This window comes from Stenotrophomonas maltophilia group sp. LNF247, from assembly GCF_054083135.1.
In genome coordinates this window covers 59277-71660 of record NZ_JBSRQL010000001.1, presented here as the reverse complement: position 1 = coordinate 71660, position 12384 = coordinate 59277, and the positions used below count along the sequence as shown (strand labels likewise).

General features: G+C 69.1%; 7 protein-coding genes. All 7 read right to left on the bottom strand.

The features are described 5' to 3' along the window. Window positions 1–4: 4 nt before the first annotated feature. The 7 genes from glgX to glgA are packed head-to-tail and all read right to left on the bottom strand — an operon-like array spanning window position 5 to window position 12134. Complete coding sequence (gene glgX, locus ACTXG9_RS00335; RefSeq protein ID WP_171952994.1) at window positions 5–2125, bottom strand: glycogen debranching protein GlgX; 2121 nt, start codon at window positions 2123–2125, stop codon at window positions 5–7. Next, the gene (locus tag ACTXG9_RS00330; protein WP_080352942.1) at window positions 2112–2282 is read right to left on the bottom strand and encodes a DUF2934 domain-containing protein; all 171 of its coding nucleotides are present in this window, start codon (window positions 2280–2282) and stop codon (window positions 2112–2114) included. The genes glgX and ACTXG9_RS00330 overlap by 14 nt, the downstream gene beginning before the upstream one ends. After that, a complete protein-coding gene (gene treY, locus ACTXG9_RS00325; RefSeq protein WP_180832553.1) occupies window positions 2251–4824 on the bottom strand; it encodes a malto-oligosyltrehalose synthase in 2574 nt (857 codons plus the stop codon). Before treY ends, ACTXG9_RS00330 begins: the two co-directional genes overlap by 32 nt. Next, a complete protein-coding gene (locus tag ACTXG9_RS00320) occupies window positions 4821–6665 on the bottom strand; it encodes a 4-alpha-glucanotransferase (protein ID WP_456115699.1) in 1845 nt (614 codons plus the stop codon). Before ACTXG9_RS00320 ends, treY begins: the two co-directional genes overlap by 4 nt. Next, entirely contained in the window at window positions 6662–8380 is a 1719-nt protein-coding gene (treZ, locus tag ACTXG9_RS00315; RefSeq protein WP_180832557.1) for a malto-oligosyltrehalose trehalohydrolase, read from the bottom strand. Before treZ ends, ACTXG9_RS00320 begins: the two co-directional genes overlap by 4 nt. Continuing rightward, window positions 8377–10611: a 1,4-alpha-glucan branching enzyme gene (locus ACTXG9_RS00310; RefSeq protein WP_111098112.1), complete on the bottom strand. Its 2235-nt coding sequence runs from the start codon at window positions 10609–10611 to the stop codon at window positions 8377–8379. The genes treZ and ACTXG9_RS00310 overlap by 4 nt, the downstream gene beginning before the upstream one ends. Further along, window positions 10608–12134: a glycogen synthase GlgA gene (gene glgA, locus ACTXG9_RS00305; RefSeq protein ID WP_019659881.1), complete on the bottom strand. Its 1527-nt coding sequence runs from the start codon at window positions 12132–12134 to the stop codon at window positions 10608–10610. Before glgA ends, ACTXG9_RS00310 begins: the two co-directional genes overlap by 4 nt. Between the last annotated feature and the right edge of the window lie 250 nt (window positions 12135–12384).

The window sequence follows — 12384 nt, the reverse complement described above, 5'->3', positions numbered from 1 at the left end:
GCAATCACGCGCTGCTGCTTGCCGCCAGCAGGCACAGGCTGCGCGGCGGCAGCGTCCAGGCGCCTTCCTCATCCGGCTCCAACGGCGTTTCGTCGGTCTGCAGGAGTACGCGCCGGAACGACAGGGCGTCGTCTGACACACAGAACCGCTGCGGCTGCTCCCCGGCGTTCAACAGCAGGGCCAGGCTGACATGCCGCCCGGGCTCGCGCAGGCCACTGTCCGGACTGCGACCGTCCAGCACGATCAGCAGCGCACGCAGCCCTGCGTCATGCCAGTCCGCTTCCTCCATGCCGCGACCATCGGGATGCCGCCAGTCGATATCGCGCAGGCCCAGCGCCTCATCGTACTCGCCGCGCAGGAACCGGTTCCGGCGCAGCAGGCCGTAGCGCCGGCGCAGTGACAGCGCCCGCCGCACGAACGCCACCTGCGCCTGTGCAGCCGGCAATGCTGCGCGCTCCCAGTCGATCCAGCTCAGTGGATTGTCCTGGCAGTAGGCGTTGTTGTTGCCCTGCTGCGAATGGCCGAACTCATCCCCGGCGAGCAGCATCGGCGTGCCCTGCGCGAGCAGCAGCGTGGCCAGCAGGTTGCGCATCTGCCGCGCACGCAACGAAAGGATCGCCGCATCATCGGTGTCTCCCTCCACGCCGTGGTTGCTGGAAAGGTTGTGCGAGTGGCCGTCACGGTTGTCCTCGCCGTTGGCCTCGTTGTGGCGATCGTTGTAGCTGACCAGATCGTGCAGGGTGAATCCATCATGCGCCGTCACCAGATTGATGCTGGCCGACGGCCGCCTGCCGTGGTGTTCGAACAGGTCGGCCGAGCCGGTGAAGCGCGTGGCAAACTCCGCCAGCTGCCCGCCATCGCCACGCCACAGCGCGCGCACCGTGTCGCGGAAGCGGTCGTTCCATTCGGCCCAGCCCGGCGGAAACTGGCCCAGCTGGTAGCCGCCCGGGCCGATGTCCCATGGCTCGGCAATCAGCTTCACCTGGCTCAGGATCGGGTCCTGGCGTACCGCATCGAGGAAGCTGCCCGAGGCGTCGAAGCCATGCCGTTCGCGGCCGAGGATGGTTGCCAGGTCGAAGCGGAACCCATCCACCCGCATCTCGGTCACCCAGTAGCGCAGAGAGTCCATGACCATGCGCAGCGCACCGGCATTGGTCAGGTCGAACGTATTTCCGGTGCCGGTATCGTTGATGTAGTAGCGGCGATCATCGGCCAGGCGGTAGTAGCTGGCGTTGTCGATGCCCTTGAAGGACAGCGTAGGGCCCAGCTCATTGCCTTCGGCGGTGTGGTTGTAGACCACGTCCAGGATCACTTCGATGCCGGCATTGTGCAACCGCGCGACCATCTGCTTGAACTCGGCCACGATGCCCAGCGACAGGTAGCGAGGCTGCGGCGCGAAGAAGCCGATGGTGTTGTACCCCCAGTAATTGCGCAGCCCGCGCTCGAGCAGCTGCTGGTCATCGACGTATGCGTGCACGGGTAGCAGTTCGATGGCGGTCACGCCCAGATGGCTGAGGTGGTCGACCACTGCGTCATGGCGCAGGGCAGAGAAGGTGCCACGCTCGGCCTGCGGGACATCGGGATGCTGCATGGTCAGCCCGCGCACATGCGCTTCGTAGATCACGGTCCGGTCCCAGGGCGTGGCAGGTGCACGCTCGACACCCCAGCTGAAGGCCGGGTCAATCACGGCGCAGCGCGGCATGTAGCTGGCGCTGTCGCGGCGGTCGAAACTGAGATCGCCATCGCGGTGACCCAGGGTGTAGCCGAACAGGTGGGGGGCCCACTTCAGTTCGCCGACGATCTGCTTGGCGTAGGGGTCCAGCAGCAGCTTGTTGGGATTGAAGCGATGGCCCTCTTCCGGCGCATACGGGCCGTGCACCCGGTAGCCGTAACGCTGCCCGGGCCGCACGTCCGGCAGGTAACCATGCCAGATCTCGTTGGTGTACTCGGGCAGCGCGATGCGTTCCACTTCGCGGTTGCGTCCATCGAACAGGCAGAGTTCCACCCGCGTGGCGTGCCGCGAGTACAGCGCGAAGTTCACACCCAATCCGTCCCAGGTCGCCCCCAGCGGGAACGGCCGGCCTTCGCGCACCCGCGAGGTCTGCGTCCACTTACGGCTCGCCATCAGTGCCCTCCTCCCCGCGCGCGGCGGCAATCTCGGCTTCCACCAGCCGCTCGGCCATGTGCCAGTGCCGTTGCTGCTGGTCGTCCGGGCGCCCTTCTGCCTCCCAGATCTGGTGGGCAAGTGCCTCAATCCGCTGCCGTCGTTCCCTGCTGTCCATCCCTACCTGTCTCCTCGTTGATCCATATCGCCAACGGGCTGCCAGCCAGAAGCCCGGCCACGTCCGCGGTTGCGTTGAAATGTTCGATGCGCCCGTCCAGGACATTGCGCATGGGGCCTGCCGGCAGCCCACGCAGCGTCACGCCGCTGCCGACGTCGCGCGGAATGTGCAGGCTGGGCCCCGGCATGGTGGTGGGCGAACTTCGCCGTACGACCACCAGCAGCACCTGCGCCTGATGCCTGCGCGTGAACGCCAGCCACGGCGAGCGCGCAGGCGCGGACAGCGGCTGCAGCGCGCCGTGCAGGAAAAGATGCGGGTGCCTGCGGCGGCAATCGAGCAACTGCCGGAGCAGGAATGCCTTGATCCCACCGTCCCGCCAGTCATCCAGCAGCGCGGGCCACCCGCGCGCATCACGCAGCCACGCGTGCCGCGCCGGATAGTCCACCGCGTACCGGTTGTCCGGGTCCACCAGGCTCAGGTCCCAGCCTTCGCCGCCCTGGTAGAGGTCGGGCACGCCGGGCAGGCAGTGCTGCAGGCACAGCTGTGCCAGGCCGTTGCAGGCGCCCGCCGGCGCGATGCGCGCCACGAACGTCGCCAGCGCCTCCCGCACCGGCTGCAATGGCGCTCCATCCAGCAGCGCGTGCAGCCACTGCGCGGCGGCCTCCTCCACGGCCACGTTGGGATCGGACCAGCTGCTGACCCGTTTACCCTCGCGCAATGCCTTGGTCAGCCATTGCACCATCCTCGATGCGAAGTCGGCGCCGGGGGTACCGTGCATCGGCCACGCGGCGACGAGCGCCTGCCATAGCGCATAGGTCTCGGCACCCGGCAACGGCATCGGCGCGCCGGCGTGGGTCGCCATCCGGCTCCAGCGCCGCACCGCGTCCCGCCACTCGACCGTGCAGGTACTGAGAACCGCCAGCCGTGCCCGGCTGTCGGCCCCGCGCTTGTGATCGTGGGTGGCCAGCGCAAGCAGCGCCCTGGGATGGCGCCGCAGGCGCCCGGCTGCATGTTCCAGCAGCTCGCGCCCTTCCATGCCCAGCCGCTGCGGATCACTGCCGACTTCGTTGCGCGACAGCAGCCTGAAATAGCGATAGAACCCGGTATCTTCCACCGACTTGGCATTCAGCGGCGCGGCCAGCTGCCCGAACCGTACGCGCAGCTCGGTTTCAGCCGGCGCCTGGCCGGGAAGTGCCTGCAGCAGCAGATCCAGCGCGGCGCGTGCGGCACCGTCCAGCGCCTCGCGCGCAGCACCGGCAGCGTCCACCAGCGCCTTTCGTTCACCCGCCCCCTCCAGCGAATAGGGCCGGTAGGTGCGGTAATGCCGCAGCAATGAAGCCAATGCGCGTGCCAGCGCAGCCACTCCGATATCGGCCTCGGCCAGCCGGGGCTGCAGGACCTGCTGCGCACTGCGCAGCAGCCGCTGGAAGTCTGCGTGAAGGCCCTGGCGCAACATCATGCCGCGAGCGTCCTGCTGAATCCGGTCAAAGCTGCGCGAGTCACCGCCCAGCGCCTGCCACGTGCGCGAGAGCGCGGGGGCAGCCGCCGGATCGTGCAACCAGGCACCGGTCTGGTCCATGAAGTCATAGCCGGTGGTACCGTCGCAGGCCCAGCTGTCGGGCAGCTGCTCGCCCTCGGCCAGTATCTTCTCCACATGCAGGCTCACCGCCTGCGGATCACGGTCGCCGGCCGCGCACGCCGTCCTGATCGATTCACGCAGGCGCTGCAGGTAGGCGCCCGGACGCGACAGGCCATCCACATGGTCGACGCGCAGGCCGTCAACCCATCCCTCACGCACCAGCCGCAGCGGCAGCGCATGCACCGCCTCGAACACGTCGTCGCGCTCCACCCGCAGCGCGGCCAGTTCATTGATATCGAAAAAGCGCCGGTAATTCACCTGATCGCCCGCCGTGCGCCACCAGGCCAGCCGGTAGTGCTGCCGCTGCAGCAGGGTATGCAGCCGTTCAACGCTGCGGTTGCAGCGCTCGGCCCACGCCGGCCACTGCGCGGGGTCCAGTGGATGGCTGCGCGGCGACAACGGCAACGCCAGCCCATGATGGCGCAGCACGGGCCGCGCCTTGTCCACCACCACGCGCACGACGCCATCGCGCACCGCGTCGTGCAACGGCCGGTCCAGCACAGGCAGCCACAGCCGGCCCTCGCAGCCCGGCGCCTCCCAGTCGATGTCAAACCAGTCTGCGTGCGGGCTCCGACGCCCGTGCATCAGCACATCGCTCCACCAATGGCTGTGCGGGGAAGCCGCCAGATGGTTGGGTACGATGTCCAGAATCAGGCCCATGCCGTGCGCCCGCGTCGCCGTAGCCAGTTGCCGGAAGGCTTCTTCGCCGCCCAGTTCCGGATTGATGCGGGCCGGGTCGATGCCATCGTAGCCATGCGTAGACCCGGGCAGCGCGGCGGCGACAGGCGACAGGTAAAGGTGGCTGACGCCCAGCGCGGCGTAATACGGCACCTGCGCCGCGGCGGCCCCGAGGTCGAAGCCTGCATGCAATTGGAGGCGCACGGTGGCACGCAACGGAGTCATCGCTGCTCCTTCCTCCGCGTGGCGCTGAACCGGGCAATACGCGCGTCGGCCGCGTCCTGGTCCCACGCCAGCGGCAGCCGTCGGCGCCAATTGGGATGGCCGTCGACGGTGCCCGGCAGGTTCACCTGCGCGCGACTGCCCAGGGCGTCTTCCAGCGGGAGCAGCGCCAGCCGTGACGATGCGTGCGCGACCAGCGACAGCGCACGCGCTTCAAGCGTGGCCCCCTCGCCCCGGGCGACTGCGGACAGCGCCTGGACCTCTCTGGAGCGCGCGTGCAGCGCCGACGGAAGTCCGCTCAGCTCACCCAGGCGGGCACGCCAGCGCAGGTCGCGCCCGTGCAGCCAGCCGGACAGCGGTGGCAGATCATGGGTGGAGGGCATGGCCACCGCATCGCGGCGCCACCGTGGCGCCGGCAGGAAGCGCTCACCGTTGCGGGCGAACGGCAGCACCTCGATGCCCAGGATGCCGCGGGCTGCCAGCCGCTGGCGAACGCCCGGCGGCACCACGCCCAGGTCTTCACCAATCAGCACGCAGCGATGCCGCCACGATTCCAGCACCAGCAGGTTGATCAGATCATCGAACGGATAGCGCAGGTAAACGCCCTGCCCGGCGCCCGCCCCGCGGGGAAGCACCCACAGGCGCTGCAGGCCAAGGATATGGTCGATGCGCAGCCCGCCACGGCCGGCCATCACAGCGCGCAGCACGCGGATGAACGGCTCAAAGCCCTCGCGCTGCAGGGCGAAGGGTGACCAGCTGGTGATACCCCAGGCCTGGCCCAGCGGATTGAACGCATCCGGCGGCGCGCCCAGTTCAAGGCCCTGCAGCAGTTGGTCGCCGCCGGTCCGCGCCTCGACGCCCTGCGGTGCGCAACCCACCGCCAGATCCGCGATCAGCCCGATCGACGCGCCGTCGATGCGCAATCCCGCCTGCACCTGCGCCCAGCCCTGCCGCGCCAACCATTGCGCAAACGCATGGTCGTCGGCGCTTCCAGTGAACCGGTCGGCGGCGTGCTGGCAATAGCGCAGCAGGGGTTCGCCTTGCGCATCGCGCCACGTCTGCATCTGTTCGCACTGTGCCGGCGCCTGCTGCCGCAGCCACTGGTGCACCTGGCGCAGCCAGCGCCACTTCAACGCCGCCGAGTGCGGCCAGTCGATGCGGCGCGCTGCGGTGGCGGCTGCAACTGCCGTCGCCAGTGCTTGGTCTTCAGCCAGCACGGCGTCGGCTGCCTCCGGCAGTACCTGCGGCAGGGACACCTGCAGTGGATCGAGCCAGTGCCGGTCGCTGGGCGAATAGGGGCTGTAGCCTGGCCCAGGTGGCAAGCCGGCATGCAGCGGGCTCAACGCCACTGCATCGCCGCCGTGACGGTGCAGCAGTTCGCTCCATCGTGCACAGCCGGCGCTGTCACCGATGCCAGCGTCGCAAGAGGCGCGAAGGCTGTAGACCTGCGCCGACAGGCCCCAGCCGCGCAGCGTGCCCTGCGGCCACCAGGCACGTTGTGGCGCCACCGCAACCGCCTGTTGCCGGTCGCCCCGGCGCCACTGCCAGTAACCCGGCTGGTCCGGCACGCGCCAGCGCCCTTGCGCATCGGCGCGTGCCGGCAGCACGGCGCCATGCTCATCCACCCAGCACGCTGCGCCGGCTGCGTCCGGCATCGCCAGCAGCTGTCCACAGCAGGCCGTGCGCAGGCCACCGTGCTCGAGCGCTGCATCGCCCTGCAGCCCCTCCAGCACCGCGCGCAGCACGTCCGGTGCGACCTCGCGCTCGACACCGGCCACGTCGGTCCAGCGAACCAGCAGGCCCGCGCGCCGTGCCGCCTCCAGAACCGCCGCATCGGTCCTCATGCGGCGACCCAACAGGCAAGCACGCCGCCGCCTGCGGGCAGCAACGTGGCAGCGTCCGGCCCTACAACGTGCTCCCCGGCCGGCATCGCATGCACCACCGGCGACGGGCCGACATTGACCGCGATCCACCACTGGCCCGACGGCAGCTGCCAGCCCGCCTGCACCGCGCCTTCGCCCAGCACGCGCGCACCCAACGACCGCGCCTGCAGCAACCCGGGCTGCAGATAGCGCCTGCGCAGTGCCAGAAACCCGCTCGTGCAGTGCAGCCAGTGCTGCGACCAGTGATCATCGCCGGGCGGCGACGTGTAGGACGCCTGCAGGGTGGCCGGGTCGTTCGGGTCGGGAATACGCGCGCGCGCGGCGGCGTCGGCAAAGGCGCTGAAACCAGCGAACTCGCGGCGACGCCCTTCGCGCACCGCCTCGTCCAGCGGCGGCGCGTAGTCGGTGAAGAACAGGAACGGCGATTGCGCCTGCCACGGTTCGCCCATGAACAGCAGCGGGATCATCGGCGTCAGCAGGGTCAACGCCAGCGCCGCACGCAGCCGCGCAGGATCGGTCAGCATCGACAGGCGCTCGCCGAGAGCGCGGTTGCCCACCTGGTCATGGTTCTGCGCGAATACCACAAAACGCGCGGGCGACAGGTCGGCGCTGGGTTCGCCGCGGGGATCGCCGCGCAGGTCCGGTTCACCCTGCCAGGCGAATCCTTCGGCCAGGCAGCGCGCCAGCAGTGCTTCGGCGCGACCGGCATAGGCCGCGTAATAGCCCTCCTGCTCGCCGGTCAGCATCACGTGCAGCGCATTGTGGAAGTCATCGTTCCACTGCCCCTGGTAGGCGCCGCGCAGCCACCGCGCCTGGTTGCGCTCGTTCTCCAGCACCAGGTGCGCGTGCGGGGCCACCGCACGTACCTCATCGGCCAGCTGCTGGAGGAAACGGTCATCGTCAATGGCGTGCACCGCGTCCAGGCGCAGGCCATCGAAGCCGTAGTCGCGCAACCACATCAGCGCGTTGTCGATGAAAAAGCGCCGCACCCAGGGCTGGCGGAAGTCGATGGCCTCGCCCCACGGCGTGCTGCGGTCGTCACGGAAGAACCCGCGCGCGTAGTCGCGCAAGTGGTTGCCCTGTGGTCCGAAGTGGTTGTAGACCACATCCAGCAGCACCGACAGCCCTGCATCGTGCGCCGCTTCGATGAAGGCCCTCAGCGCTGCCGGCCCGCCATAGGCATGGGCCGGCGCATACGGGAACACGCCGTCGTAGCCCCAGTTGCGCTGGCCGGGAAACTGCGCGACCGGCATCAGTTCAATGGCGGTGATGCCCAGCGCGGCCAGCATCGGCAGCTGCGCGGTCAACGCCGCGAAGCCGCCGCCGGCCTCGATGTGTGCTTCATAGATCACCAGATCCTGCCAGGCATGCCCGCGCCAAGCGGGTTGCGCCATGGCCGTGTCCAGCACGACCGCGCTGTCTCCGTCGATGCCGTCCGGCTGCCAGCGCGAGGCCGGGTCGGGCACGTCCTGGCCGGAAGGAAGGCGAAAACGGTAGCGGTCGCCATGCGATGCCGGTGTCCGCAGCCAGTGGCAGCCGTCCGGGTCACGTTGCATCGGCTGTTGCGTGCCGCGCAGGCACAGCGCCACCATCCTGGCGTCCGGTGCCCACACACGGAACTCCACCCTGTCACCAGCCACAGGCCATGCGCCCAGGCGCGGCGTTACTGCCGTCATGCATCAACCTGCAGGTACAGCGTGGAAAGCGGCGGCAGCGTGAGCCGCAGCGACTGCGCGTGGCCGTGCATCGGCCTCGACTCGGTATGCACTGCACCGAGGTTTCCCGCATTGCCGCCACCGTAATACGCGCTGTCGGTGTTGAGCCGTTCGCTCCAACGCCCCGGGTGCGGCACGCCGACCCGGTAGCCGTCGCGACGTACCGGAGTGAAGTTGCTCACCACCAGCAGGGTGCGGCCGCTACCGGCCGGATCCCGGCGGATGAAGGCGTAGACGCTGTTGCGGTTGTCATCGGCCACGCTCCAATCGAAACCCCGCTCGTCACGCTCGTCGCGATGCAACGCAGGTTCGGCGCGGAGCACGCCGTTGAGGTCTCGCACCAGGCGCGACAGGCCCTGGCCCTCACTGCTGGCCGCCTGTGCCCAGTCCAGTACCGCATCGTGCGACCACTCGTGGCCCTGGCCGAACTCGCCGCCCATGAACAGCAGTTTGCTGCCCGGGTGCGCCCACATGAAACCGTAGTACGCGCGGAGCTGGGCCAGCCGCTGCGCCGGCTCGCCCGTCATCTTGGCCAGCAGCGCTCCCTTGCCATGCACCACCTCGTCATGCGACAGCGGCAACACGAACCGTTCGGAGAAGGCGTAGACCAGGCCGAAGCTGATCTCGCTGTGGTGATGCTGGCGATGGACTGGATCGCGTCCCAGGTACTGCAGGGTGTCGTGCATCCAGCCCATGTTCCATTTGTGGGTGAAGCCAAGCCCGCCCTCCTCCACCGGCGCGGTCACCCCCGGCCACGCGGTGGATTCCTCGGCGATCACCAGCACATCCGGGAAACGCTCACGCAGCGCCTGGTTCATCCGCCGCAGGAACGCGACCGCCTGCAGGTTCTCGCGCCCGCCCTGCTCGTTGGGTATCCACTCCCCCTCGGCACGGCTGTAATCCCGGTACAGCATCGACGCCACAGCATCCACGCGCAGACCGTCGATATGGAACCGCTCCACCCACTCCAAGGCACTGCCGATCAGGTAGGCAGCCACTTCGTTGCGGCCGTAGTTGTAGATCAGCGTGTCCCAGTCGGCGTGCACGCCTTCGCGCGGGTCGGCATGCTCGTACAGCGCGGTGCCATCGAACCCGGCCAGGCCATGCGCATCGTTCGGGAAGTGCGCGCTCACCCAGTCCACGATCACTCCCACGCCGGCCTGGTGGCAGCGGTCCACGAAGCGTGCGAAGGCCTGCGGCGTGCCATGGCGTGCCGTCGGCGCGTAGATCCCCAGCGGCTGATAGCCCCAGGAGCCGCCAAAGGGATGCTCGCTGACCGGCAGCAGCTCGATGTGGGTGAAGCCCAGCCCGGCCACGTAGGGAATCAACCGGTCGGCCAGGGCGTCCCAGTCCAGCGGCGCGCCCTCGTCGCTGCGCTGCCAGGAGCCGGCATGCACTTCGTAGATGGACAGCGGTGCGCAGGTTCCGGCCTGGCGCCGGGCCTCCAACCAGGCGTCATCGTGCCACTGCATCGGCGCCGCCGAAGGCACCCGCGAAGCGGTGGCCGGTGGCAGCTCGGCCCAGCGCGCCATCGGATCGAACTTGTCGGGCATCACCCGGCCGTCGGCGCCGACGATGCGGAATTTGTAGCGGGCACCGGCCTGCACGCCCGGCAGGAACAGTTCCCACACGCCGGCGGTGTGACGCAGCCGCATCGGATGGCGTCGGCCATCCCATCCATTGAAATCGCCAACCACCGCGACCCGCTGGGCATTGGGTGCCCACACCGCGAAGCGCACGCCCGCGATGCCCTGCACCTGCATCGGCACCGCCCCCAGCTGCCGCGCCGCATCGGCATCACCGGCATGGAACCGCTGCAGCAGTGCTTCGTCCAACAGTGGACCGAACGCATAGGCATCATGCACCTGCTCCACGCCCTGTTCGAAATGCAGGGCAAGCAGCGGTATCGCCGCGTCACCGGCCGCGCCCTCGAACAGGCCGGGCAACGGGCCAGGAGACAGGTCCCAGCGTTGCCCATCGTCTGCAATCACCTCGACGCGCGGCGCGTGCGGCACCAGCACGCGCAGCTGGCGTCCGCCTTCTGGCTGGCGATGCGGGCCCAGCCAGGCAAATGCATCGGCCGGGCGCGCGTGGACGAGGTCCTCCAGCGCCGGGGCGATACGCTGATCCAATCCCGTCTCCGTGATCGCTTCATCCTCCAGGGCGGCCAGATGCAGGCTGTCGTGGCTCATGCGGCCACCTGGCAGGTCTGCTGGTACAGGGCCAGATACGCGCGACCGGCCGCATCCCAGCCACCCGGCCGCAGCATGGCGGCGCGGCGCATGGCCTGCAGCAGGCCCGGCAGGCGGAAGGTGCGCATCGCCCGTTCCACGCAGCGGCGCAGGCCATCGGCATTGGCGCCGTGGAACAGGAATCCGGTCACGCCATCCTCCACCGTATCCACCAGCCCGCCGGTCGCGTGTGCGATGGGCAGGCAGCCGAAGCGCTGCGCGTACATCTGGCTCAGCCCGCAGGGTTCGAAGCGTGAAGGCATCAGCAGGAAATCGGCGCCGGCAAACATCTGGCGGGCCAGCGCTTCCTCGAACCCGATGAACGCGCCCACCCGCCCCGGGTAGCGGCGGGCCAGCGCCTGCACCTGGGCTTCCACCTGCGGCTCGCCACCGCCGATGATGACCAGCTGGCCGCCGGCCGCCACGATCTGGGGTGCCACGTCGCAGGTAATGTCCAGGCCCTTCTGGTGCACCAGCCGCGAGACCACCGCGAACAGCGGGCCGGTCGACGGCGCCAGGCCGAACGCCTTGCGCACCGCATGCGCGTTGGTGGCGCGCCCGGTCCACTCACCAATGCCGAAGTGGGCCTTGAGATGGATATCGCGGCGCGGGTCCCAGCTGGCGTCGATGCCGTTGACGATTCCACTCAGGTGCCCGCCGGCCGCGCGACGCGCCAACAGATCATGCAGCCCGCAGCCGTCATCCGGGGCGGTGATCTGCTGCGCGTAGCGCAGGCTGACCGTGTTCAGGCGCGTGGCGTTGGTGATCCCGCCCTGCAGGAACGACATCTGCCCGTGGAAGTGCAGTTCATCCAGGTGTTCGGCCGGCACGCCCAGCACGGGTGCAAGCGCGTACGGAAACAGCCCCTGGTAAGCCAGGTTGTGGATCGTCAGCAGGGTCGGCACGGCCGTCCGGTCCCAACGCACGTAGGCGGCCGCCATGGCCACCGGCCAATCATTCAGGTGCAGCAGCTGCGGCGACCAGTCCAGCCCGGCACGCCCGGCCGCAATCTCCGCAGCCGCATGCGAAAGCGTGGCGAATCGAACCGCGTTGTCCTTCCACTCCTGTCCCTGCCCGTCCACGTAGGGCGAGCCCTCACGCTCGTACAGCTCCGCCGACAGCAAGACGTAGATCGGAAGGCCGTCGGCCTGCACCGCCATGCCGATCGTGCACGCTGGCAAGCCGGCCCGCGCGCTGACGTGCCCCACCCGCTGCAGCTGTGGCAGGCGCTGCAGTACCTCCGGGTAGCCGGGCAGCAGCACGCGCGAATCACACGCACCGCGCACCGCACGCGGCAGGGCCGCAGCTACGTCGCCCAGGCCACCGGCCTTGACGAAGTCCGCCATCTCGGTGGCAACGAACAACACCCGCTGCACCAGTTCCGGCAGCTCCAGCGGTTGCGAATGGCCGCGGCGGGTACCGATCGGCACGGGCGTGACCGGAGCGATCGCAACGGGTGAAGCGGACTGGGTGGCGCGGGCCATGGGGATGATCTCGGTTGCTTCAGGCAGACAGACGCCAGCGGCGCCCGGACGGGCGCTGGTGCTGGGAAGGAAGTCGACGCAGGACGTGGGGGACGCCAGCGAGAGGCTCAGGACGACAATAGCCCTCCATGCGATCAATCAACCGTGAAGCCATGGCGATTTCTTTGTGACAAGGCGTCATGAGCTCAGTACGCATGAGGTACGCCCGCCAGCCGCCCGTGCCTCTCCTGTAGAGCCGAGGCCACGCTCG